The 23,784-nt window shown below is 62.1% G+C and carries 19 protein-coding genes; 10 read left to right on the top strand and 9 right to left on the bottom strand.

Going from position 1 to position 23,784, the window contains the following annotated elements; translation table 11 throughout:
* The first annotated feature begins 1 nt into the window (after position 1).
* From HX814_RS18060 to HX814_RS18050, 3 genes are all read left to right on the top strand, one after another.
* Positions 2–1,267, top strand: a complete 1,266-nt coding sequence (locus HX814_RS18060) for an ABC transporter permease (RefSeq protein ID WP_003210004.1) — start codon at positions 2–4, stop codon at positions 1,265–1,267.
* Between the two features lie 11 nt (positions 1,268–1,278).
* Entirely contained in the window at positions 1,279–1,800 is a 522-nt protein-coding gene (locus tag HX814_RS18055) for a DUF3299 domain-containing protein (RefSeq protein ID WP_102369991.1), read from the top strand.
* A gap of 96 nt (positions 1,801–1,896) precedes the next feature.
* Entirely contained in the window at positions 1,897–2,595 is a 699-nt protein-coding gene (locus tag HX814_RS18050; RefSeq protein WP_102369992.1) for an OmpW family protein, read from the top strand.
* 98 nt (positions 2,596–2,693) lie between these two features.
* Here the strand turns inward: HX814_RS18050 and HX814_RS18045 are convergent, their stop codons facing one another.
* From HX814_RS18045 to HX814_RS18030, 4 genes are all read right to left on the bottom strand, one after another.
* Positions 2,694–3,056, bottom strand: coding sequence for a response regulator (locus tag HX814_RS18045; protein WP_177008878.1), 363 nt, complete (start codon positions 3,054–3,056; stop codon positions 2,694–2,696).
* Between the two features lie 6 nt (positions 3,057–3,062).
* Positions 3,063–4,523, bottom strand: a complete 1,461-nt coding sequence (locus HX814_RS18040) for an ATPase domain-containing protein (RefSeq protein ID WP_177008879.1) — start codon at positions 4,521–4,523, stop codon at positions 3,063–3,065.
* A 90-nt stretch (positions 4,524–4,613) separates the two neighbouring features.
* Positions 4,614–5,738 (bottom strand): ATP-binding protein, encoded by a 1,125-nt coding sequence (locus tag HX814_RS18035; RefSeq protein WP_177008880.1) that lies wholly within the window; start codon positions 5,736–5,738, stop codon positions 4,614–4,616.
* A 243-nt stretch (positions 5,739–5,981) separates the two neighbouring features.
* Positions 5,982–6,872, bottom strand: a complete 891-nt coding sequence (locus HX814_RS18030; protein ID WP_008436463.1) for a sugar nucleotide-binding protein — start codon at positions 6,870–6,872, stop codon at positions 5,982–5,984.
* Positions 6,873–7,297: 425 nt separating this feature from the next.
* On the opposite strand from HX814_RS18030, the gene HX814_RS18025 reads away from it, so the two are divergent.
* Complete coding sequence (locus HX814_RS18025; RefSeq protein WP_177008881.1) at positions 7,298–11,578, top strand: DEAD/DEAH box helicase; 4,281 nt, start codon at positions 7,298–7,300, stop codon at positions 11,576–11,578.
* 131 nt (positions 11,579–11,709) lie between these two features.
* Here the strand turns inward: HX814_RS18025 and HX814_RS18020 are convergent, their stop codons facing one another.
* The gene (locus tag HX814_RS18020; protein ID WP_087692343.1) at positions 11,710–13,824 is read right to left on the bottom strand and encodes a mechanosensitive ion channel family protein; all 2,115 of its coding nucleotides are present in this window, start codon (positions 13,822–13,824) and stop codon (positions 11,710–11,712) included.
* Positions 13,825–14,001: 177 nt separating this feature from the next.
* Between HX814_RS18020 and HX814_RS18015 the strand changes: the two genes are divergently transcribed.
* The 5 genes from HX814_RS18015 to HX814_RS17995 all read left to right on the top strand — a co-directional run bounded on the left by HX814_RS18015 (position 14,002) and on the right by HX814_RS17995 (position 19,370).
* On the top strand, positions 14,002–15,204 hold the full coding sequence (locus HX814_RS18015; RefSeq protein WP_102369997.1) for an MFS transporter: 1,203 nt from the start codon (positions 14,002–14,004) through the stop codon (positions 15,202–15,204).
* Positions 15,205–15,417: 213 nt separating this feature from the next.
* Entirely contained in the window at positions 15,418–16,344 is a 927-nt protein-coding gene (locus HX814_RS18010) for a DUF72 domain-containing protein (protein ID WP_177008882.1), read from the top strand.
* Positions 16,341–17,117 carry an endonuclease/exonuclease/phosphatase family protein gene (locus HX814_RS18005; protein WP_003210026.1) on the top strand — a complete coding sequence of 259 codons (777 nt, stop codon included), beginning with the start codon at positions 16,341–16,343 and terminating at the stop codon, positions 17,115–17,117. Before HX814_RS18010 ends, HX814_RS18005 begins: the two co-directional genes overlap by 4 nt.
* A complete protein-coding gene (clsB, locus tag HX814_RS18000; RefSeq protein WP_003210028.1) occupies positions 17,114–18,412 on the top strand; it encodes a cardiolipin synthase ClsB in 1,299 nt (432 codons plus the stop codon). The genes HX814_RS18005 and clsB overlap by 4 nt, the downstream gene beginning before the upstream one ends.
* Positions 18,390–19,370 (top strand): lysylphosphatidylglycerol synthase domain-containing protein, encoded by a 981-nt coding sequence (locus HX814_RS17995; RefSeq protein WP_102605438.1) that lies wholly within the window; start codon positions 18,390–18,392, stop codon positions 19,368–19,370. Before clsB ends, HX814_RS17995 begins: the two co-directional genes overlap by 23 nt.
* Here HX814_RS17995 and HX814_RS17990 read toward each other — a convergent pair.
* The 3 genes from HX814_RS17990 to HX814_RS17980 form a co-directional block, all read right to left on the bottom strand.
* Entirely contained in the window at positions 19,357–20,109 is a 753-nt protein-coding gene (locus tag HX814_RS17990; protein ID WP_003210032.1) for a S9 family peptidase, read from the bottom strand. The two genes, HX814_RS17995 and HX814_RS17990, sit on opposite strands and share 14 nt — an antisense overlap.
* Complete coding sequence (locus HX814_RS17985; RefSeq protein ID WP_177008883.1) at positions 20,099–21,208, bottom strand: DUF3182 family protein; 1,110 nt, start codon at positions 21,206–21,208, stop codon at positions 20,099–20,101. The genes HX814_RS17990 and HX814_RS17985 overlap by 11 nt, the downstream gene beginning before the upstream one ends.
* Positions 21,209–21,379: 171 nt before the next feature.
* Positions 21,380–22,360: a GlxA family transcriptional regulator gene (locus HX814_RS17980; RefSeq protein ID WP_177008884.1), complete on the bottom strand. Its 981-nt coding sequence runs from the start codon at positions 22,358–22,360 to the stop codon at positions 21,380–21,382.
* Positions 22,361–22,455: 95 nt separating this feature from the next.
* On the opposite strand from HX814_RS17980, the gene HX814_RS17975 reads away from it, so the two are divergent.
* On the top strand, positions 22,456–23,007 hold the full coding sequence (locus HX814_RS17975) for a cysteine hydrolase family protein (protein WP_008436449.1): 552 nt from the start codon (positions 22,456–22,458) through the stop codon (positions 23,005–23,007).
* Between the two features lie 12 nt (positions 23,008–23,019).
* Here the strand turns inward: HX814_RS17975 and tam are convergent, their stop codons facing one another.
* A complete protein-coding gene (gene tam / locus HX814_RS17970; protein WP_177008885.1) occupies positions 23,020–23,781 on the bottom strand; it encodes a trans-aconitate 2-methyltransferase in 762 nt (253 codons plus the stop codon).
* Positions 23,782–23,784 lie beyond the last annotated feature (3 nt).

Genomic DNA, 23,784 nt, shown 5'->3' with positions numbered 1-23,784 from the left:
GATGTATTTGTTTCGACTAGCCATGGCCAGCCTGGCTAACCGCCGCTTTACCGCGATCCTCACCGCCTTCGCCATCGCCCTGTCGGTGTGCCTGTTGCTGGCGGTGGAACGGGTACGCACCGAAGCCCGCGCCAGCTTCGCCAGCACCATCAGCGGCACCGACCTGATCGTCGGCGCGCGCTCCGGCTCGGTGAATTTGCTGCTGTATTCGGTGTTCCGCATCGGCAACGCCACCAACAACATTCGCTGGGACAGCTACGAACACTTCGCGGCCAACCCGCAGGTAAAATGGGCGATCCCGATTTCCCTCGGCGACTCCCACCGTGGCTACCGCGTGATGGGCACCAACGAATCCTATTTCGAACACTACCAATACGGCCGCCGGCAGAACCTGGAACTGGCCAGCGGCCGCGCCTTCGCCACCGATCCATTCGAAGTGGTGCTCGGCGCCGAAGTGGCCGACGCGCTGCATTACAAGCTCGGCGACAAGCTGGTGCTGGCCCACGGCGTGGCGGTGGTCAGCCTGGTCAAGCACGATGACAAGCCGTTCACCGTGGTCGGCATTCTCAAGCGCACCGGCACTCCGGTGGACCGCACACTGCATATCAGCCTCGGCGGCATGGAAGCGATTCACATCGACTGGCACAACGGCGTACCGGCCCAGGGCAAAGGCCGGATCAGCGCCGATCAGGCTCGCAACATGGACCTGACGCCCCAAGCCATCACCGCGTTCATGCTCGGTTTGAACAACAAGATCTCCACCTTCGCCCTGCAACGGGAGATCAACGAGTTCCGTGGCGAGCCGATGCTGGCGATCCTGCCGGGCGTGGCGCTGCAAGAACTGTGGAGCATGATGGGCACGGCTGAAAAAGCGCTGTTCGTGATCTCGCTGTTCGTGGTACTGACCGGTTTGATCGGCATGCTCACCGCGATCCTCACCAGCCTCAACGAGCGCCGCCGGGAAATGGCAATCCTGCGTTCGGTGGGCGCGCGGCCCTGGCATATTGCGACCTTGCTGATCTTCGAAGCCTTCGCCCTGGCATTGTCGGGCGTGATCGCCGGCGTCGGGCTGCTGTATGTGTGCATCGCCGCGTCGCGCGGGTATTTGCAGGCCAACTACGGCCTGGACCTGCCGCTGTCGTTGCCGAGCGAATATGAATGGACTTTGTTGGGCGGTATTCTCGTCGCAGCCCTGCTGATGGGCAGCGTGCCAGCCTGGCGCGCCTACCGGCAATCGTTGGCCGACGGCCTGTCGATACGTTTATGAGGAAGCTGTTGATGCGTCGCGCCGTGCTCGCACTGTTACTACTGGTGGCCCTGCCCGTGTGGGCTGAAGACCAGCCCAAGGACCTGTCGTGGCAGGAGATGATCCCGCCGGACGCGCCGCCGGAAATCCCCAACATGAAACCGCTGCACGACTTGTCGGGCATGGCCGATGCGTTGTCGGTGGAGTCAGCGCCGGCCGCCAAGCAGGACCTGCCCAACGCGCCGGTCGTACAGAGCCTGGACGGTAAGCACATCCGCCTGCCGGGTTATATCGTGCCGCTGGAAGTCAGCGAAGAAGGTCGCACCACGGAGTTCCTGCTGGTGCCGTATTTCGGCGCGTGCATCCATGTACCGCCACCGCCGTCGAACCAGATCGTGCATGTGAAAAGCGAAGTCGGCGTGAAGCTCGACGAGTTGTATCAACCGTACTGGATCGAAGGCCAGATGCAGGTCAAACCGTCCAGCAGTGAACTGGCCGATGCCGGCTACCAGATGGATGCCGACAAGATCTATGTGTACGAGTTGCAGGAATAACCCGTGATTGCGCTTTCATTGAGCTGAGTCAAAAGCTCGAACGTTACGATCTTTACCATTGGACACAAGCAATTAATAACGTCCTTTGGAGCTCCCATGAACAAGTCCCTGCTCGGCGCGTCGCTTGTCGCGCTCGCCCTCGTCGCCCCTGTTGCCCACGCTCACGAAGCGGGTGACATCCTGATTCGCGCCGGTGCCATCACCGTCAACCCGAAAGCGGACAGCAGCAGTGTCAAGGTTGACCAGGGCCCGCTGGCCGGGACCAACCTGGGCGGCAAGGCGACCATGAGCAGCGACACCCAGCTGGGCTTGAACTTCGCCTACATGTTCACCAGCCACTGGGGTATCGAATTGCTGGCGGCCACGCCGTTCGAACATGATGTGAAGATCAAGAACACCGCCCTGGGCGCTGCCAACGGCAAGCTCGGTACGCTGAAGCACCTGCCACCGACCCTGAGCGTCGTGTACTACCCGCTGGACAGCAAGTCGGTATTCCAGCCGTACATCGGCGCCGGTATCAACTACACCTGGATCTACGACGAGCACGTCGGCAGCCGCGCCGAGCAGGCCGGCTTCAGCAACTTCAAGGCGGAAAACTCCTGGGGTTGGGCGGCGCAGATCGGTGCGGACTACATGATCAACGACAAGTGGATGATCAACGCCCAGGCGCGCTACATCGACATCAGCACCAAGGCCACCGTGGACAACAACGCGCTGGGCCAGGGCACTCGGGCCAAGGTGAATGTGGATGTTGACCCGATGGTGTACATGGTCGGTATTGGCTACAAGTTCTAGGTTCTACCCAAGGCCCTGTTGTACAGGGCCTTTTTTGTGAGGCTTCCCCTGGAGGCAAGCGCCAATCAGAAGCCAGGCACACGCCCGTGTGCTGCGATTCAGGCTTCAGCCAGGAGTTGGCGAACTTCAGCGATGACCAAGTCAATGTTGAACGGCTTTTTCAACACTGCATTGAACAAGTCCGACCGCTCCATACCAATATGAGCCTGGGCTCCGCTGATCAGGATGATGGGCAGGTGATTGACTGCCGGCAGGGCGCGAACCGCTTCGGCAAACTCCAGGCCGTCCATGACCGGCATCATGAAATCGGTGATGATCAACGCTGGCCGCTCGCGCTCCAGGACCTCGAGTCCTTTCTGGCCATTGCTCGCTTTTACGACCATGTACCCCTCATCCTCCAGCGCATAGCCGAGAATGTCAGCGATCAAATACTCGTCGTCGACGACCAGGATGGTGGTCATGTCAATTCAACCCGAATCAGAGACTTTGGACGTTGAGCCCGGCCGCCAGGAATCATCAGCGACAGCCAATGCATTTCTTGATGCCTTCTTCAAGTCAACGCCGTGTTCATGGATTACCACTTCAAGAAGCGAAGGATCGTAGAAGCTGTCTCGTACCTTAAGAATCGAAAGCATTCTTCTTAGTTCAGATTGAATCTCGAAGAAACGCATCAACAGCAGGTTATCGACAATACTGGAGAGGTCCGGGGTTGGAGAGCTGACCTCCGAACCAAAAACGTCACGCATCTCCCATGAGGCAAATACCGTTACGCCACGGGCACGAAGCTCGCTCATCAGGGCGCTGTAGAAATCAGTGATACGTGCCGGGTTCGTCGACACTCGGGTCATGCCGCTCAAGCTGTCGATGAACAGGCGCTTGATGCCCTTTTCCTCAACCATTTTCAGCAGCCGTGCGCCGAGACCGTCGATCAGGCCTTCTGTCGTGGGTTGCCAGGCAATACTCAGCGCACCACTTTCTTCCATACCCTTGATATCAATCCCCAGCGATTGGCCTTTGAGACGTAACCGCTGCGGGCTTTCATAAAAACCGAAATGCAGGCCCGGCGCTTCCACTGTCGACTCTGCGAGAAACCTGAGCCCCAACGTGGTTTTCCCGACGCCGGAAGGCCCCATGACGAGGGTAACGGAGGAACTGTGCAGGCCACCGCCGATGATGGCGTCCAGCGAACCGATGCCGCTGGTGATACGCGTCAGATCGGCACTGTCAGGTAAAGACGGATGGCTGTAGAGGCTTTCCAGACGCGGATAAACTACCAGGCCATCGTCGGTGATTTCACACTCGTGCAATCCGGTCAGTGCACCACTGCCGCGAGTCTTGCGCAGTTGAATACGGCGCACTGAACGGCTGCCGTGAAGCTCTTCACCCATCTCGATCACACCATCAACCATGGTGTGCTCGGGACTGCCGTCGTCCAACCGGGAACTGGTGAGAAACAGCACCGTACAACCGGCGAACGCAGCGTGCCCTTGCAGCTCGGAAATGAATTTCTTGGTGTCGATGGGCGAGTCAGCCTTGGAGCGTGCATTGAGCAAGCCATCGACCACTAACACGGTGGCCTTCTGGCGACTGATCTCACGCCGAAGCAGCTTGACCACCTCATCGAGACCTTCGTTCTCAAGGGTGTCAAACGCACTGACGAACTGAATTTCAGCCCCCACCCGGGAAACATCAAAGAAGTTCAGGGTCGAGAGGAACTGAAATAAACGGTCGTGGGATTCGGCCAGCAACGTGGCCACCAGTACACGGCCCCCATTGCGCGCATGGTTAAACCCCAGCTGATTGGCGAGGATGGTTTTACCGGATCCCGGGCGCCCCTGGATGATGTAGGAGGCACCTGCGACTAGCCCACCCTTGAGCAGAGCATCCAGCCCTTCTATTCCGCTTTGAAGGCGATTTAGCTTTTCCACAATGCAACCCTGATGTGAACAACAGGCTCTTGAGCCGAAGGTTTACGATGCTAACTCCATTTGTGCAATCGGGCTATCCACTCAGCCCGTTCAAGCGCGGGGCAAATAAAGCGTGAACGTACTTCCCTGACCAGGACGACTCTCTACCCTGATCTCTCCCCCCGACTGCTTGGCAAAACCAAATACCTGGCTGAGCCCCAACCCGGTTCCCTGGCCGTTGCCTTTGGTGGAGAAAAACGGTTCAAAGATTCTGTCGAGGTTGAGCGGTGCGATACCCGAACCATTGTCTGTGATGGAGACGGCAACGTAACTTCCGTTCATAAGGGCATGACCATTGGACGCAGGGATAAGGTCCATCGACTCAACACGGATGACCACCTCACCGTGATCAGGCATGGCGTCTCGGGCATTCATGAGCATATTGAGAATGGCGGTTTCAAACTGTTCTGGGTCAACGTGAACAACGCAGGGTGCTGCTGTGGACTCAATGCGTACGTGGATGCCTGTGCCAACCCGCAAAGCAATCGTATCGGCCATGGCCAACGTGCTTGAATTGACGTCCAGCGGTGCGGGATGGAGGGTTTGCCTGCGAGCGAAGGACAGCAATTGGCTGGTGAAGTGAGAACCACGCTTTACCGCCTCGGAAATGGCTTCTACCAGGCGCAGCCGCCGCTCTTCCGATACGGAAGGACGCTTCAAAAGATCCGCTGAAGAACGTATCACCGTCAGCAGATTATTAAAGTCATGAGCCACTCGGCCTGTTACCCGCCCCAGCGCGTCCATCTTCTGCGACTGAAGTGACTGCTCTTGGCTCACATCCTGAACGGTTCCCGTCATCGTGACGGGTAGACCATCATCGGCATAACGGGGTCTTGCGCACACGTGCAGCCAGCGAGTTTCACCGATTGGCGTGATGACACGGTAGCGAACGTCGTAGTCGCCACGTTGAGCGATTGAGCGATCCCACGCTTCGGCCACTCGACGCTTGTCTTCGGCGTGCACCAAGCGCTGCATGTGTTCATAGCTGAACGGTACGTGAGGTTCGAGTCCGAAGTTGAGGCGGCAAGTGGCTGAGGTCTTCAGCTCGCCCGTCGTCAAATCCAGGCGCCATATACCAAGCCCGGCGGCACTCAAAGCGAACTGCAGGTCGTGCGCTTCCTCATACACATCATCGTGAGGCGGCGGCGAACCATTCACCGGAGAGTTTGTTGCCATGATGGGTAGGGCTCCTCTTTTAGGCTGCCCATGGCTGGATGGGCGAAGTCTTCTTCTGAATGCAGACTTTTGCTTTTGCTGAACGAGCCGTAAGCACAATCAATCCCTATTGGCATGGATGACCGGGCGCACCAAAGGTTTCAAATTTTTCGTATGCCGTGGCGCATCCGACTTGCCAACACATATCACTTTTAACCGTCCGCGCACCGCCACAAAAAAAGGCGCCTGTTTCAGGCGCCTTTTTTATGTTTGACCGTGTCGATAGAACCGGTCGAGCAACGCCGGCAGCCCGGCCCGCCATGCCCGTGGCTTGATGCCGAAGGTGTGGAGGATTTTCTTGCAGGCCAGCACCGCGTGTTGCGGCTCGTCGGCTGCATCCGGACGGGCGGCGTGGGCCTGGGCGGTCGGTGCTTCCACAGCCAGCGGGTGGAAGTTGCGCGCTTCGGTCAGGATCGCCTGCCCCAGCGCCAGCGGGGTGGTCGCTTCGTGGCCGGCGTAGTGGTAGGTGCCCCACAGCGGCGCGGCGCAATCGAGTTGCTTGAGCACCGAAATGATCACCCGCGCGGCATCGTCCACCGGCGTCGGGTTGCCCCGGCGGTCGTCGGCCATCAGCAGCTCATCAGGTTTTTCGGCACGGGCCAGGAAGCGCCCGAGGGTGCCGTCGACGCTGTCATCCAGCAGCCAGCCGAAACGCAACAGCACGTGCTGCGGGCAGGTGGCGCGTACGCTCTGCTCGATGCGCCACAACGCCTGGCCTCGCAGACCCAAGGGCACGGGTTCGTCTTTCTCGCTGTAGGCGGTGGCGCGGGAGCCGTCGAACACCCGGTAGCTGGACGGTTGCAGCAGGGTGATGCTGTGGTGCTGGCACAGTTCGGCCAGGCGCTCAATCGCATATTCCTGGGCGGCCAGCCGTGTCTCGCTGACCGTCTCCGCCTGAAACCAGTCGAAGTAATAGGCGAGATTGATCAAGGCATCGGGACGGGTGTCGTCGAGCAGTTGCGTGAGGCTCGCGGCATCCCAGCCGTCTTGGGGCGGGCGCGGGGCGAGGAAACCGATGTCTTCCTCCGCACCGAGGCGAATCAGCGCCTGCCCGAGGGCATTCCCGCCGCCCAGTAACATAAGGCGCATTCGCATAGATTGAGCAGGCCCGGTCTGTTTGGAACGATGGTTATTATCGACAGGCTTGTGAGCCATGCCGTTGGCATTTGCCAGAATCGTTGCATTTTGCGGGTTTGTAGCGCAACCGTCACTTATAAAGTGCGCCGCCGATTGCGGCCGGGGGGCTTTAGGCAGAGAGAGCCTTTTTATGGCTAGGGAGCATGCAGTGGCTAGGGGCCTTGCAGTGGTCAGGGAGCTTGCTGTGGCCAGGGAGCTTCTTGTGGCGAGGGAGCTTGCTCCCGCTGGAGTGCGCAGCGCTCCCGCTTTTTTGGGGCCGCTACGCAGCCCAGCGGGAGCAAGCTCCCTCGCCACTGCAAGCTCCCTCGCCACAACAAGATCCCTCACCACAGGGAATGCATCCCGGGGTTGCAAGTTGCCGGGGCCGGCCGCATAAATTGGGGATGAACCTTCCAGAATCAACGGACACGGTCTTGAACGGTTTCCACCCCGCCGTCAGCACCTGGTTCCGCAGCACGTTCCCGTCGGTGACCGCCGCCCAGGCCCAGGCGTGGCCGCTGATCCGCCAGCGCCGTTCCACACTGATCGCCGCACCCACCGGCTCCGGCAAGACCCTGACTGCTTTTCTCGCCGTGCTGGACGATCTCGTGCACCAAGGCCTGGCCAATGGCGGCCAACTGCCAGACCAAACGCTGGTGGTCTACGTCTCGCCCCTGAAGGCTCTTTCCAACGACATCCAGATCAACCTGCAAACCCCGCTGGCCGGCATCACCGAGCACTTGCAGCGCCTCGACCTGCCTCCGCTGGCGATCCGCACCGCCGTGCGCACCGGCGACACCCCACAGAAAGACCGCGCCCTGATGCGCAAGCACCCGCCGCACATCCTGGTCACCACCCCGGAATCGCTCTACGTGCTGCTCGGCTCGGATTCCGGCCGGCAGATGCTTGCCAGCACCCGCACGGTGATCGTCGATGAGATCCACGCCATCGCCGCCAGCAAGCGCGGCAGCCACATGGCCCTGACACTGGAGCGCCTGCAGGGTTTGTGCAGCGAACCGCTGACCCGCATCGGCCTGTCCGCCACGCAAAAGCCCATCGAGGCGGTGTCGCGCTTTCTGGTGGGCACCGGCCGGCCTTGCGAGATCGTCGATATCGGCCACGCACGCCCACGGGACCTGGATATCGAAGTGCCGCCGGTGACGCTGTCGGCCGTCATGGCCAACGACGTGTGGGAGCTGGTCTACGACCGCCTCGCCGAACTGGCCAGGCAACACCGCACCACGCTGATTTTCGTCAACACCCGGCGCCTGGCCGAACGCCTGGCCCGGCACTTGAGCGAGCGCCTGGGCAAAACCGCCGTCGCCGCCCACCACGGCAGCCTCGCGAAGGAAATGCGCCTGGACGCCGAACAACGGCTCAAGGCCGGTGAGCTGCAGGTGTTGATCGCCACTGCGTCGCTGGAACTGGGGATCGATATCGGCGATGTCGACCTGGTGTGCCAGATCGGCTCGCCCGGCTCGATCAACGGTTTTCTGCAACGGGTCGGACGCTCCGGGCATCAGGTCGGCGGCACGCCCAAGGGCCGGTTGTTCGCCACCACCCGTGACGACCTGATCGAATGCGCCGCCCTCCTCGACTGCGTGCGCCGGGGCGAGCTGGACACCTTGCTGATTCCGGTTGCGCCGCTGGATGTGCTGGCCCAGCAGATCATCGCCGAAGTCAGCTGCCAGGAATGGCAGGAACAGGCCCTGCTCACGCTGATCCGCCGCGCCTCGCCCTACGCCGAGCTGGATGAGCGTCACTATCAGGCAATGCTGCAAATGCTCGCCGAAGGCTACAACGGGCGCCAGGGCCTGCGCAGCGCCTACCTGCACCGCGACGCCATCACCCGCACCCTGCGTGGCCGGCGGGGCGCCAAGCTCACCGCCGTGACCAGCGGCGGCACCATCCCCGACAACGCCGACTACAGCGTGCTGCTTGAGCCGCAAAGCCTGAACATCGGCAGCGTCAACGAAGACTTCGCGGTGGAAAGCATCGCCGGCGATATCTTCCAGCTGGGCAACACCTCCTACCGCATCCTGCGAGTGGAGCCCGGCAAGGTGCGGGTCGAGGATGCCCACGGCCAGCCGCCGACCATTCCGTTCTGGCTCGGCGAAGCACCGGGGCGCAGCGCGGAGTTGTCGTTTGCCGTGGCGCGTTTTCAGGGGCAACTGGACGCGCTGCTGGGCGCCACGCCGGGTAACCTGCAACCGGCGCTCGATTGGCTCACCGGCACCCTCGGCCTGAACCTGGCCAGCGCCGAACAACTGCTGGATTACCTGGCGCGGGCGCGGCTGGCGCTGAGCGCGCTGCCGTCCCAGGACACGTTGATCATGGAACGGTTTTTCGACGAGTCCGGTGGCACCCAATTGATCATCCACACGCCGTTCGGCAGTCGCATCAACCGCGCCTGGGGCCTGGCGCTGCGCAAGCGGTTTTGCCGCACCTTCAACTTCGAACTGCAAGCCGCCGCCAGCGAGGATGCGATCGTGTTGTCGCTGTCCACCAGTCACAGCTTTGAGCTGGACGAAGTGTGGCGCTACCTGAACAGCAACACGGCCGAGCACATCCTGATCCAGGCGGTACTGGATGCACCGCTGTTCGGCGTGCGCTGGCGCTGGAATGCCGGGGTGGCCCTGGCATTGCCGCGCTACACCGGTGGGCGCAAGGTGGCGCCGCAGATCCAGCGCATGAAGAGTGAAGACCTGATCGCCAGTGTGTTCCCCGACCAGATCGCCTGCCTGGAAAACCTCGCCGGCGAGCGCGAAGTGCCCGAGCATCCGCTGGTGGAGCAAACCCTCGACGACTGCCTGCACGAGGCCATGGACAGCGAAGGCTGGCTGGCCCTGTTGCGGCGCATGGAGCGCGGCGAAATCCGCCTGATCAGCCGTGATCTGCCGGCGCCGTCGCCACTGGCAGCAGAGATTCTCAGCGCCCGCCCCTACACCTTTCTCGACGACGCTCCGCTGGAGGAGCGCCGCACCCAGGCCGTGCTCAACCGGCGCTGGAGCGATCCGCAAAGCACCGATGACCTTGGTGCGCTGGATGCCGAAGCGATTGCCGGTGTGTGCGAGGAAGCCTGGCCGGCGCCCAATGGCCTGGACGAGATGCATGAAGCGCTGATGAGTTTGGCGTGCATTGCCGAATCGGAGGTCACGGCGCAGTGGGCAGAATGGCTGCAAGCCCTGGCCGACGGTGGGCGCGCCAGCCGATTGCAGATCGGTACCGGCCAGGCCGTTTGGGTCGCCCTGGAGCGCTTGAGCTGTTTGACGGCGATCTACCCGAATGACCTGCCGCTGTTGCCCGGTTTCGATGAGCCCTGGACCTTCGATGAAACCTTGGTGGAAGTGCTGCGGGCGCGCCTGAGCGGTTATGGCCCATTGACGCTGATCGAGATCGCCGCGCCCCTGGCCTTGCCGGTGGCCGACGTATCACAGGCACTCGCGCGGCTGGAGAGCGAAGGCTACGTGCTGCGCGGCCGTTTCAGCCCCGGCGCCAGCGCCGAACAATGGTGCGAACGCCACCTGCTGGCGCGCATTCACCGCTACACGGTCAAGCGCCTGCGCCGGGAAATCGAGCCGGTGGCGTTGCAGGATTTCATGCGTTTTCTGTTCGACTGGCAGCACCTGTCGAACGGTACCCGCGGCCAGGGCAGCGCCGTGTTGCCGCAGATCGTCGCGCAGTTGGAAGGGTACGCCGCAGCCACTTCGGCCTGGGACAGCGATTTGCTCAGCGCACGAATCAAGGATTACGCGCCCCACTGGCTGGACGATTTGTGCCGCAGCGGCAAAGTGGTGTGGACGCGCCTGAGCAACAAGGCCGGCGCGACGGCCCTGCGCAGCACGCCAGTGGTGCTGTTGCCCCGCAGCCAGGTGCCATTGTGGAGTGGACTGACCGAAGCGCCGGACAGCACCGAGCTGTCGCCCAAGGCACAGAAAGTCCATCAGGCGCTGCGGGAAAACGGCGCGCTGTTTTTCGATGAATTGATCCACGAAGCCCATCTGCTGCGCAGCGAACTGGAAACCGCGTTGCAGGAACTGGTGGGCGCGGGGATGGCGAACGCCGACAGTTTTGCCGGCCTGCGCGCCCTGACCACGCCGGCGAGCAAACGTCAGGCCCGCAGCAGTCGGCGCGGGCGTGGCGCGTTTGTCGGCGGGATGGACGATGCCGGGCGTTGGGCCCTGGTACGGCGGGCGCCGGTGGCGGACGGCACACGTCCGGGGGCTCACTCGGCCGAGACGCTGGAGCATGTGGCGATGACCTTGCTGCGCCGCTACGGGGTGGTGTTCTGGCGCCTGCTGGAGCGCGAGGCGGACTGGCTGCCCAGTTGGCGCGAATTGCTGCGTACGTTCCACCGGCTGGAGGCCCGGGGCGAGATTCGTGGCGGGCGGTTTGTAAGTGGTTTGGCGGGGGAACAGTTTGCGTTGCCGGAAGCGATTCCGCTGCTGCGGGAAGTTCGGCGGCGGCCTCACGATGGAAGCTTGATTGCCGTGTGTGGGGCGGATCCGCTGAACCTGGTCGGTACGCTGCTGCCGGGTAGCAAGGTGCCGGCGTTGAGCGGTAATCGGCTGGTGTACCGGGATGGTTTGCCGGCGGCGGTGGAGATTGCCGGCAAGCAGCAGGTGTTGCTGGAGTTGGATCAGCAGGAGGCCGGGTTGGTGCGGGAAAAACTGATCAGACACTGACTTGTGCAGCGCCCGTAATGACGCCTTCGCGAGCAAGCCCGCTCCCACTTTTGACCGCATTCCAAGGGTGGAACCGGATCGAATGTGGGAGCGGGCTTGCTCGCGAAGAGGCCGGCGGCCTCAACACAAAACTATTGGGTTCTTGGCTGCTCAGTGAGCACCACCGACGAAGGCACTTCTTCCTCCGGCTCATCCACCTGCTGCCCGACCCGCTGCGGCAGCATCACCTGCTGTGGATAAGTTTGCGCGAAGTGAACAAAGGCACAGTTATCCACAAGCTTTTTCAAGCGCTGGTTAAACGCGCGGCTCACCGCATATTGCCCACCCGACACCGTGCGGAACTGCGCCGTCAGCACCACGCCGTTGAGGTCCATCTTGTCGACGCCAAATACCTCCAGCGGCCCTTGCAGGTTGTACTTGAGGAACACGTCGTCTCGGATCGACTGCCCCGCCTCGCGAATCAGTTCCACGGCCTTGTCGACATCGGTGTCGTAGGTGAACTGCACCGAGAAGAACGCATAGGCGAATTGCCGCGACTGGTTGGTGACGGCCTTGATCTGCCCGAACGGCACCGAATGCACAAACCCCTTGCCGTCCCGCAGGCGCAGGGTGCGGATGGTCAGGCCCTCCACGGTACCGGCGTGGCCGGAGTCGAGCACCACCCAATCGCCAATCGACAGGGTGTCTTCGATGATGATGAACAGCCCGGTGATTACATCCTGCACCAGTTGCTGGGAGCCAAAACCAATGGCCAGGCCCACCACCCCGGCACCCGCCAGCAGCGGTGCGACGTTGATCCCCAGGTTGGCCATGGTGGTGATCGCGCAGATCACCACCAGGATGATTTTCACTGCGTTGCGCAGCAGTGGCAGGATGGTTTTCACCCGCGTGCTGGGCTGGCGGCTGGAGCGTTTGTTGACCGGGGGTTTCAATGCTTCCTGAATCGCCGTGTCGAGCACCACCCAGAACAGCCAGGTCACCAGCAGGATCAAACCGATGCTGCTCAGGGAGTCGCTGATGGCCCGGCCCACGGAGTTGCGCTGGGCAAACTCAAACAGCGAAACGCCCCAGATACGCCCGAGGATTTCGATAAAGGCGATGGCCATCACGATGCGCAACAGCGCGTGCAGCAGGCTGAGGAAACGTTCCTTGTAGGCACTGCTGCGCTGCACCGCCACCGTGCTGCGGGACTGGAACAGGTGCTGCAACACCGTGCTGAGGAACACCGTGCCGATCAGCAGGATCGTGGTGAACAGCGCACAGCGCAGGGCTTTCTGGCTGTCGTCGCCGGCGCCGATCAGGTTGATCGCCGACACCAGCACCATCAGCAGGATCGGCCAATACCACAGGCCGGAAAACACCCGCAGGGATTGCTGCACCGCCGGGTGTTTCAGGCGCTGGGCCAGGGGCCGATTGCGGATTAAATGCGCCACCGGACGGCGCAGGCGAATCACCAGCATGCCGAAGATCACCGAGGCAAACAGCCCGGTGAAGATCGCGACGCTGGCGGTGATATTGCCCCCCAGTTGGCGGGCGATCTGTGGGCTGGTCAGCGCATCGCTGAGGGCGGCAAGGAAGCCGATCAGGAACAGCGGCTTGGGGCAGTAGTCCCGAATAATCTTCACCGCCGGGCGCTTGTGGCCGACGTTGAACATGACGATCACGCACAACAGGATCGAGGTGGAGAAAATGCCGCTGCTGGTGGCGTAGGCAAAACACAGCGCCAGCGCACGGCCCACCGAGGTGGGCAGGAAGTGGCTGACGTAGAGCGTCAATGGCAGGCAGATAAGCGCCGGTATCGTGTAGGGAATCAGGTAACCCAGCAACGCCTGGAGGCGCTGGCGCGGTGCGATATGCCGCTGCAGGCTCAGGCGCTTGACGATAAAGCGCCCCAGCAGGGTCAGCGCGGCGAACGCGCCGATCCACACCCCGGACAACAACAGGAAATCCCCGGCTACGCTCCACGAGGAACGTTCGGACGGCTGGTTGACCAGCTTGTCCACCTCATCCGCCGCCCGGTCGGCCCGCAGCCGCCAGGCGTCGACCAGGTTCTGGTTGAGGTCGAGTTTGTCCTGCACATCATCGATGCTGGAGCTGATGGCGCCGAGCAGGCCGCCTTCTACCAACAGTTCCGGCTGGGCCGGGGCGGCAGGCGCTGGAGCCGCGGGGGCGGTGGCCGCTTGCAGCGCGCCGCTGCCGCAGAACAGCAGCGTGCCGAGCAGTAGCACAGTCTTTAAATTCAACAAAACACCGGGCTCCTTCAGAAGGGTCTGTAAGGAACTGACGGGTTTGACGCCTGATCGTTCCCCACGCGCGTCGATCCGTGCGCCCCAGGCAAATATCAAATGCCAATACCTGTCTTTTTCCGCACAAGCCGAACCCCGAGACTGCGCTCCTGATTGAAACACACCGGAGTTGCAGCCATGCCCATTGCCTTGCTCGCGCTGACCCTCAGCGCTTTTGCCATCGGGACGACCGAGTTCGTCATCGTTGGCCTGTTACCCACCATCGGCGCCGACCTGGGTGTCGACTTGCCGTCCGCCGGCCTGCTGGTCAGCCTTTACGCCCTGGGCGTGGCCATCGGCGCGCCGGTACTCACCGCCCTCACCGGCAAAGTGCCACGCAAACTGCTGTTGTTGTCGCTGATGGTGCTGTTCACCCTCGGCAACCTGCTGGCCTGGCAAGCGCCGAGTTATGAGTCCCTGGTACTGGCACGGATCGTCACCGGCCTGGCCCACGGGGTGTTTTTCTCGATTGGCTCCACGATCGCCACAAGCCTGGTGCCCAAGGAAAAAGCCGCCAGCGCGATTGCCATCATGTTTACCGGCCTGACCGTCGCATTGGTGACCGGTGTGCCACTGGGGACGTTTATCGGCCAGCACTTCGGCTGGCGCGAAACCTTCCTCGCCGTCTCGGCCCTGGGCTTGATCGCGTTTATCGGCAGCCTGCTCTACGTACCGAAAAACATCGCCCACAGCAAACCCGCGTCACTGTTGCAACAACTGCAAGTATTAAAACAACCACGGCTGCTGCTGGTGTACGCCATGACGGCGGTGGGTTACGGCGGCTCGTTCATCGCGTTCACCTACCTGGCGCCAATCCTTCAGGACATCTCCGGCTTCAGCGCCGGCACCGTCAGCCTGGTGTTGCTGGTGTATGGCATCTCGGTGGCCATCGGTAATATCTGGGGCGGCAAGCTGGCCGACAAACGCGGCCCGATCAGCGCCCTGAAAATCATCTTTGCCCTGCTCGCTGCCGTGTTGTTTGTACTGACCTTTACCGCAGGCAACCCATGGCTGGCCCTGGCCACTGTGCTGGTGTGGGGCGCGGTCGCTTTCGGCAACGTGCCGGGCTTGCAGGTGTATGTGGTGCGCCAGGCGGAACATCACACGCCGAATGCGGTGGACGTGGCCTCGGGCCTGAACATCGCGGCGTTCAACTTGGGGATTGCCGGTGGCGCGTGGGCCGGCGGCCTGATCGTCGCCCACATGGGCTTGATCCACACGGCGTGGATTGGCGGTTCGGTGGTGTTGGTGGCCTTGGCGCTGACGGCCTGGAGCGGACGCCTTGACCGGCTGGGGCCGGTGTATGCCGAAAGTTCGACCCGGGTGGTTGGCGGGCACTGATCCCGCAGCGATAAAGAACCCAATGTGGGAGCGGGCTTGCTCGCGAAAGCGGTAAGTCAGTCAACAGAGATATCGACTGACCCACCGTCTTCGCGAGCAAGCCCGCTCCCACATTTTGAGAGGTGCCGTCTGTAGGACCATCGAAACTTTCTCCCGATCCTCACAGTCATCCAAAAACGGAGGTCACCACACAGTTAACCCACGGGAGTCATCATGGCCGCGATTCATATCGGCATTTCCGGCTGGCGCTACACGCCCTGGCGGGGGGATTTCTACCCCGAGGGCCTGACCCAGAAGCGCGAGCTGCAGTTTGCCTCACGGGCGGTCAACAGCATCGAGATCAACGGCTCGTTCTACGCGCTGCAAACACCCAAGCGCTATGCCGAATGGTATGGCGACACGCCTGAAGGGTTTGTGTTCAGCGTCAAGGCGCCGCGCTATATCACGCATATCCTGCGGCTGCGGGAGGTGCACAAGCCGATGGCGAATTTCTTCGCCTCCGGGGTGCTGGAACTCAAGGAAAAGCTCGGGCCGATCCTCTGGCAGTTCCCGCCCAGTTTCAAATTCGACCCGCCGTTGTTTGAAGCCTTTCTCGCCGAATTACCCACCACTACCCAGCAGGCCGCCGCCCTCGCCCGCGAGCATGAGCCGCGCCTGAACGGCAAGGCGAGCCTGCAAGCCCACGGTAAAAAGCCGCTGCGCCATGCGGTGGAGATTCGCCACAAGAGTTTCGCCGTGCCGGAATTTGTCGAGATGCTCGACAAGCACGGCGTGGCCCTGGTGGTGGCGGACACAGCCGGCAAGTGGCCCTACCTGGAAGACGTCACGGCCAACTTTGTGTACCTGCGCCTGCATGGGGACAAAGCGCTGTATGCCAGCGGCTATACGCCCGAAGCGCTCAAGCGCTGGGGCGATCGCATCGAACGCTGGAGCCACGGCAAACAACCCGCCGATGCACAGTTGATCGACCCGAAGCACAAACCCCGCGCCCGCAAGCAACGCGACGTGTTTTGCTATTTCGATAACGACATCAAGGTGCGCGCGCCCTTCGATGCGCGCCAATTACTGCAGCGTTTCGGCCTGGACCAGGCACTGGCCACCGAACCCGGCAAGTTGCCGGACACGGGGGTGTTGCCATGACCCATCCGGAGCTGATGCCAACCACGCCCACCGAAACCATCACCCGCTTCAGGGTGCTGACGGTCAATACCCACAAGGGCTTCACCGCGCTCAACCGGCGCTTCATCCTGCCCGAGTTGCGCGAGGCGATCCGCAGCGTGGCCGCCGACGTGGTGTTCCTCCAGGAAATCCACGGCACCCACGAGCGCCATCCCAAGCGCTACAGCAACTGGCCGAGCATGCCGCAGTACGAGTTCCTCGCCGACAGTATCTGGCCGCAATACGCCTACGGTCGCAACGCGGTGTATCCCCATGGCGACCACGGTAATGCGTTGCTGTCGAAATTCCAGATCATCCGCTACGACAATCTCGACATCTCCCAGAGCGGGCACGAAAGTCGCGGGCTGCTGCATTGCGTGCTGCGCTTGCCGGGCAACGTGCAGGACGTGCATGCCATCTGCGTGCACCTGGGGCTGCGGGAAGTCCATCGCCAGCAGCAACTGCGCCTGATCGCGCAGCGGGTCGCCGAGATTCCCGCCGACGCGCCGGTGATTGTCGCCGGTGATTTCAATGACTGGCGCCAGCGCGCCGATCTCGCCCACTGCGGGCTGCGGGAAGTGTTTATCGAAACCCACGGCAAGCCGGCCCGCACCTTCCCGGCGCGCCTGCCGCTGCTGCCGCTGGACCGCATCTATGTGCGCAACCTCAAGGTGCATCAGCCCCAAGTCCTGACAAGCCGCCCGTGGTCACACTTGTCGGACCATGCGCCGCTGTCGGTGGAGATCGAGTTATGAACAGCGCACCACTGGAAAAGGTCGCGGTGGAACACATCGCGACCGACCAACCGCCGGACGATGCCGTGGCCCGGGACCTGGATTACGGCTGGCAGAGCGGTAACCAGATCGAGTTGCTGGAGAACGGCGAGGCCTACTTTCCCAAAGTGTTCGAGGCGATGCGCCAGGCCCAGCGGGAGATCTTGCTGGAGACCTTTATCCTTTTCGAAGACAAGGTCGGCCACGAGCTCAAAGGCATTTTGATCGAGGCGGCGCAGCGTGGCGTCAAGGTCGTCGCCAGCCTCGATGGCTTTGGTTGTGGCGAGCTGACACCGGGGTTTCTCAGCGAATTGAGCCAGGCCGGCGTGACCGTGCAGATGTTCGACCCGGCGAGCAAGACATTGGGTTTTCGCACCAACTGGTTTCGCCGCCTGCACCGCAAGATTGTGGTGGTGGATGCCAGTGTGGCGTTTATCGGCGGGATCAATTTCTCGGCGGATCACCTGGGGGATTTCGGCCCCGAGGCCAAGCAGGATTATGCCGTGCAGGTGCAGGGCCCGGCAGTCGCCGACCTGCATCATTTCGCCCTCGCACAAAGTGGCCGGCGTGTGCGCAAGCGGCGCGGCTGGCGGCGCGAGCAACGCCCGTCGCCATGGGCTGCCGGCGAAGGCGATGGCCTGGTACGGCTGATCTACCGGGACAATCTGCAACACCGTACCGATATCGAAGAGGCCTACCTGCACGCCCTGCGCAAGGCCGAGCGGCGGGTGGTGATCGCCAACGCCTATTTCTTTCCCGGCTACCGCCTGCTGCGGGAAATTCGTAATGCCGCGCGGCGCGGCGTGCACGTGCAGTTGATCATGCAGGGCCAGCCGGATGTGCTGCTGGCCAAGCTGGCGGCACGCATGCTCTATGACTATTTGCTCAAGGAAGGCGTGGTGATCCACGAGTACTGCCAGCGTCCGTTGCACGGCAAGGTGGCGCTGGTGGATGAAGAGTGGAGCACGGTGGGTTCGAGCAATCTCGACCCGCTGAGCCTGTCGCTGAACCTGGAGGCGAATGTGCTGGTTCGTGATCGTGCCTTCAACCAGCAGTTGTTCGAGCGCCTGGAATATCTGAGCCAGAACCACTGCAAGACCATGCCGGAAAACCGCGCGCCTCGCGGCTGGTTCTGGCGGGTGACCGTGGGTTTCGTGGTGTTCCATGTGCTGCGGCATTTTCCGTCGTGGACCGGCTGGTTGCCGGCCCACAAGCCGAGGTTGAAACCCTTCGTTCTTGAGGAGCGTGCGGATCATGACCCAAGCTCGCATCGCTGAAGAAAGCGCTCGCCCCGGCTTCTTGAAACGCTGGAAAAAACCGCTGACGGTGGTGTTTTTCCTGGTGCTGATCGTGTTGTTCACCCTGCTCGCCCGGCGTATCGACTGGAGCGAAGTGCTCGACACCCTGGGCGACTTCAAGCTGCGCACGCTGCTCATCGCGGGTGCGCTGACCCTGTGCAGTTTCCTGGTGTATTCGTGCTTCGACCTGATCGGCCGCACCTACATCCGCCAGCCGTTGGGCTGGAAGCAGATTTTGCCGGTGGGCATCATCAGCTATGCGTTCAACCTCAACCTGAGCGCGTGGGTTGGTGGCATTGCCATGCGCTATCGGTTGTATTCCCGACTCGGGGTGAGCAGCGGGAACATCGCGAAGATCCTCGGCTTGAGCCTGGCCACCAACTGGTTCGGCTACATGGCGATCGCCGGCGCGGTATTCAGCAGCGGGCTGGTGACATTGCCGCCGGGGTGGAAGCTCAGCAGCGGTGCGTTGCAAGGCGTCGGCGTGCTGTTGGTAATGGCGAGCCTGGGTTACCTGCTGGCCTGTCGCTTGTCGAAAAAGCGCGCATGGTCGATACGCGGGATTGAAATCAGCCTGCCGTCGCTGCGCATGGCAGTGTTGCAGTTGGCGCTCGGCGCGCTGAACTGGTCGCTGATGGCAGCAGTGATTTTTACCCTGCTGCCCAAGCAGCTGGATTACCCAGTGGTGCTCGGGGTGTTGCTGATCAGCAGCATTGCCGGAGTGGTCACACACATCCCGGCGGGGCTTGGTGTGCTGGAGGCTGTCTTCATTGCCTTGCTGCAGCACGAAGCGTCCCGCGGCAGTCTGCTCGCGGGGCTGATCGCCTACCGCGCAATCTACTTCATCCTGCCGCTGCTGGTGGCCCTGGTGATGTACCTCGCGGTCGAAGCCAAGGCCAAGGCATTGCGCGTGAAGAAAACGCCTACGACTGGATGATGCTCAAGCGCTCGCCCACCACCATCTCGGTAATCCAGTCCACCAGGATCGAGGTGTAGGCCTGCTGGGAAACCGGATCACTCAGGGAATGATCCGCACCGTCGATAATCCGGTGAGTCAGCGAATGCGTCTGCTGGCAGGCGGCGCGGTAGCTCATGATGGTGGCGTGGGGCACGTGGTCGTCGGTCTCCGACTCCACGATCAACACATCACCGGTAAACGCCGCGCAAGCATGCAGGGCGCGATTGGTTTCGGCGTGCACAAAGGTGCCGCGATAATCCATCAGGTCGGCTTTATCGAGGTCGCGCTTGGGCTTGAGCCATTCCTGGTCGCGGTACAGCGCCGGCACCCGCAAAGCCAGCCAGCGCACGGGGCGCAGCGAAGTGAGGATGGCGGCCAGGTAACCGCCGTAGCTGGTGCCCACCACTGCCACCGCCGAGGTGTCGATGGCCGGGTGTGACAACAGGCGGTCGTAGGCCGCGAGCAGGTCGCGCAGGTTGTCTTCGCGGGTGACGCGGGATAACGGAATGCCGTTGCCGGCATGGCCGCGCAGGTCGAATGTAAGGCATACACAACCGAGCCCGGCGATACCCTTGGCACGTTCCAGGTCACGCTCCTGGCTCCCACCCCAGCCGTGCACAAACAACACCCCCGGTACTTTCGATTTGGGACTGAGGAAGGTCCCGCTCATCTGTTCGTCGTCGATATCAATGGCAATGGTTTCGCTTCTAGCCGTCATAGGATTTGACCGTCACGTACTTGAGAAGAAAGTCGCTGTTTTCTGCCGGGCCCCGGTACACCTCGATCGCGTCAGCCGGCAGTGGCTGGTCGACGTAGGTTTCTACCGACGAGACATAAATCGCCCGCAGCCCGGGATTGTTGACGAAGCTTTGCAGCGCCGCGACTTCCGCGCTGCTGGCCCCGCCCATGCGCCAGGATTGCTCGAGCACGCCGCTGCGGCGTTGGCCGTCGCTGTCCAGGCCCTTGGCGATGTCGTAATTGCGCCGCGAGGCGTAGAACCCGGGATAGGCCTCATCCGCCGCGTTATCGAAGACCTGCGCTTGCTGGATGGCCAGGCGCACGTCAGCGGGCAGGTCGAGCTTGAGCAGGTCTTCGTAGTAGCCCTGGACCACCAACAGGTTGGAACCACCATAGACCTCTTCGCCCTGCCCGTCCCGGGTCAGGTATTGATCGCCGCAGTAGCTGATGACGTGATCGCCGATAAAGCTCTGGCCGACACTGTGGGTGACCACGTCACTCAGGTCCTGCTCCAGCACCACGCCGTCGCTGAACAATTGCGCCGCATCAGGGCGCGCGAGGATGGCGTCGAACTCGTCGAGACTGCGGATCACTTCCTGGCCGCGACCGGCGCAGGCATGCACGGGCTTGAGACGGATCGGGCCGGTGTACAGCAAATGGGTCGCCGCCGGCCGCGCATCTGCCAGGGCGTGCACACTCAACCCATCCAGCACCACATTGCGGATGCGCTCGGAAAACAGCGGCGACCAGCCTTCGGGCGCAACCGCGTTTTTATTCAGCAAACCGTGGCTGATGGCCTTGGTGCAGATGAAATCGTGATCGACATAGCCGCCCCACAGATCCTCAGGGCCTTTGACGCCGAATTGCCGTGCCTGGGCCGCGCCGACCAGCGTCTGAGTGGGCAATAGATAGAGGTCGCGCCCACTGTGCTGCTCAGGGTTATAGCTGCCGCCATATTTGAGCCCGAGGACGTGCGCCAGCCAACGGGCCAGGGCGCGGTTGGTCTCCACTTCGTGCAATGGCGCTTGCGGACGGATTGAATGCGCCACCACGATTTTTTTGCGATTTGTCGGGGTCATGCGTCCCCCTTGGCTCTGCTGCCATGTGTGTAAGGAAACGGTAGCAGGGATCAAGCCAAGGCGGCGTTTGTTTAAACGCGCGGGGAATCAATCAGTTGCGGGAAAAGCGATAGCACTTGGCCTGTTTTATTCTGCACGATGTGATCCCGGTGTCGCGGTTTTCTGCACGATTCAGGCTTGGGCCTTGGAGGGCGTTACGCCGAAACGGCTGCGGTAGTCGCTTGGCGCCAGCCCGGTGATTTTCTTGAAGGTGGCGCGGAAGGCGCCGGGGTCCTGGTAACCCACGGTCCAGGCGATGTGATCAATGGTGCCGTTGGTGAACTCGAGCATCTGGCGCGCCTTGCCGACACGCAGGTGCTGGCAATATTCGGTGGGTTTCAAACCGGTGGCGGCGCGGAACCGTCGCAGGAAGGTGCGTTCCTCAAGTCCCGCCTCCTGCGCCATGGCAGCCAACGAAACATCCACCGCACCGCTGGCCTGCAGCCAATGTTGCACCCTGAGAATCGCAGCGTCGCCATGGGCAAGGATCGGCGCAAAGTTACTGCCGCACTCACTGGCGCTGTCACTGTGTTCGATCACCAGGAAACGCGCGGTGCTGGCAGCGATGCTCGGGCCGAGCAAACGGTCCACCAGGCGCAGGCCCAATTCGGACCAGGCCATGAGGCCGGCGGTGGTGATCAAGTCGCCGTCGTCGACGATGGGTTTGTCGGCTTCCAGGCGAATCGCCGGATAACGGGCGGCGAAGGTTTTCGCCGACGTCCAGTGCGTGGTGGCGCTGCGACCGTCCAACAGGCCGCTTTCCGCCATCAGGATCGAACCTACGCACACCCCGCCCAGAATGGTCCCGGAGCGATGTTGCTGGCGCAGCCAATCCAGCAATTCGGCGGACGCCTGGCCCTCGGAAAAGCCGGCAATGGAGGGTGGAATCAGCAAGGCCGTCAACCTATCCCCGCTACCGGGCTCGCTATCGAATACACGGGTCGGCGCACCGCCTGTTTCAGCCTGCCAATGGCTGATGCGCAGGGACGGCAGTTGCTCCGACTGATGCTCGGTCGCAATCCGGTTGGCGACCGCGAACAGGTCGGTCAAGCCATGCACGGCGGCCATTTGCGCACCACTGTAGATCAGCACGCCGAGCTCGACGATCGCCATTGTCAGTTTTCCCTCTGTTATTGTCGGTGCGGCCAATCCCCAGGCGTCACGCCAGCCAGGATACTGGACGCATCAACCCTCACAAGGAAACCAACATGGCCAAGCAAGCGCTCATCCTAATCGATATCCAGAACGACTACTTCCCCCAGGGCAAGTGGCCGCTAGACGGAGTGGACGCGGCGGCAGACAAGGCGCAGCAAGTGCTACAGGCATTTCGCCAGGCAGGCGATACGGTGATTCACGTACGCCACGAATTCACCTCCGACGATGCCCCCTTCTTCACCCCGGGCTCGGAAGGTGCACACCTGCACCCCAAGGTGCTGAACCAGGCCGACGAGCCGGTGGTGCTCAAGCATTTCGTCAATGCGTTCCGCGAAACCAACCTGCGGGCCCTGCTGGAACAACGCAGCATCACCGAACTGGTGGTGGTGGGCAGCATGAGCCATATGTGCATCGACGGCGTGGTGCGCGCCGCGTCGGACCTGGGCTACACCGTGACGGTGATCCACGATGCCTGCGCCACGCGGGACCTGGAATTCAATGGCAGCGTCGTGCCGGCAGCCCAGGTGCATGCGGCGTTTATGTCGTCGCTGGGGTTTGCTTATGCGAGCGTGGTATCGGCGGAACAGTTCTTGTCCGCCGATTGACCTTCTCCGCGCTTACCGGGTAGCGATGATGAACAGGCGCGGAAACGGCAGCAACACAGTGCCATCGGCCAGCGCTGGATAAGCCTTGGTGATCCGCGCCAGGTACTCGTCGAGGAAGGCGTTCCTTTCTGACTCGGTTAGGGGCGCCAGGAACGGACGCAATGCCGACCCCTTGAACCACTCCACCACCGCGGCGGAACCTGCCAGCGGATGGTGGTAAGTGGTGCGCCATACATCCACGGTGGAACAGTGTTGGCTCAGCAACTCAAAGTAGTAGCTCGCGGTATGGCGTTCATTGTGTTTGACGCTGCCGATCTTTGCGGCCCACGGGCCGTCCGCCGCGACTTCCCGCGCCAGCTTGTGGGCCGGCTCGTCAAGATTGTCGGGCGTCTGCACCGCCAGGGTGCCGCCGGAGGTCAGTTGATTGACTAAATGCGGATACAGCGTGGCGTGATCAGGCAGCCATTGCAGCGATGCATTGGCGAGGATGACGTCAAATTTCTGCACGGGGTTCCAGGCGCCGATATCCGCCAATTCGAAGTTCAACGCGGGCAGGCGCTTGCGGGCGTCCACCAGCATGTCATCAGAGCTGTCCATGCCGGTGACCAATGCCTGCGGAAAGCGATCAGCCAGGACTTCAGTCGAATTGCCCGGGCCGCAACCCAGGTCGACAGCGGTGCGCACGTCACCCTCAGGGATGGCCGCTACCAGATCCCGGACGGGACGAGTGCGCTGTTGTTCGAACATCGAGTATTGCTTGGCTGACCAGGTCATTGC

Origin of the sequence: Pseudomonas sp. C8002, from assembly GCF_013385765.1 — a bacterium.
In the GTDB taxonomy this organism is placed as follows: domain Bacteria; phylum Pseudomonadota; class Gammaproteobacteria; order Pseudomonadales; family Pseudomonadaceae; genus Aquipseudomonas.
Note: the sequence above shows the minus strand (reverse complement) of the source record. Positions and strands in the feature narration are given on the sequence as shown.

Coding starts and splice junctions, on each gene's coding strand:
- HX814_RS18060 (WP_003210004.1), top strand. CDS start 2: ATGTATTTGTTTCGACTAGCCATGGCCAGCCTGGCTAACCGCCGCTTT.
- HX814_RS18055 (WP_102369991.1), top strand. CDS start 1,279: ATGCGTCGCGCCGTGCTCGCACTGTTACTACTGGTGGCCCTGCCCGTG.
- HX814_RS18050 (WP_102369992.1), top strand. CDS start 1,897: ATGAACAAGTCCCTGCTCGGCGCGTCGCTTGTCGCGCTCGCCCTCGTC.
- HX814_RS18045 (WP_177008878.1), bottom strand. CDS start 3,056: ATGACCACCATCCTGGTCGTCGACGACGAGTATTTGATCGCTGACATT.
- HX814_RS18035 (WP_177008880.1), bottom strand. CDS start 5,738: ATGGCAACAAACTCTCCGGTGAATGGTTCGCCGCCGCCTCACGATGAT.
- HX814_RS18030 (WP_008436463.1), bottom strand. CDS start 6,872: ATGCGAATGCGCCTTATGTTACTGGGCGGCGGGAATGCCCTCGGGCAG.
- HX814_RS18025 (WP_177008881.1), top strand. CDS start 7,298: ATGAACCTTCCAGAATCAACGGACACGGTCTTGAACGGTTTCCACCCC.
- HX814_RS18015 (WP_102369997.1), top strand. CDS start 14,002: ATGCCCATTGCCTTGCTCGCGCTGACCCTCAGCGCTTTTGCCATCGGG.
- HX814_RS18010 (WP_177008882.1), top strand. CDS start 15,418: ATGGCCGCGATTCATATCGGCATTTCCGGCTGGCGCTACACGCCCTGG.
- HX814_RS18005 (WP_003210026.1), top strand. CDS start 16,341: ATGACCCATCCGGAGCTGATGCCAACCACGCCCACCGAAACCATCACC.
- clsB (WP_003210028.1), top strand. CDS start 17,114: ATGAACAGCGCACCACTGGAAAAGGTCGCGGTGGAACACATCGCGACC.
- HX814_RS17995 (WP_102605438.1), top strand. CDS start 18,390: ATGACCCAAGCTCGCATCGCTGAAGAAAGCGCTCGCCCCGGCTTCTTG.
- HX814_RS17990 (WP_003210032.1), bottom strand. CDS start 20,109: ATGACGGCTAGAAGCGAAACCATTGCCATTGATATCGACGACGAACAG.
- HX814_RS17985 (WP_177008883.1), bottom strand. CDS start 21,208: ATGACCCCGACAAATCGCAAAAAAATCGTGGTGGCGCATTCAATCCGT.
- HX814_RS17980 (WP_177008884.1), bottom strand. CDS start 22,360: ATGGCGATCGTCGAGCTCGGCGTGCTGATCTACAGTGGTGCGCAAATG.
- HX814_RS17975 (WP_008436449.1), top strand. CDS start 22,456: ATGGCCAAGCAAGCGCTCATCCTAATCGATATCCAGAACGACTACTTC.
- tam (WP_177008885.1), bottom strand. CDS start 23,781: ATGACCTGGTCAGCCAAGCAATACTCGATGTTCGAACAACAGCGCACT.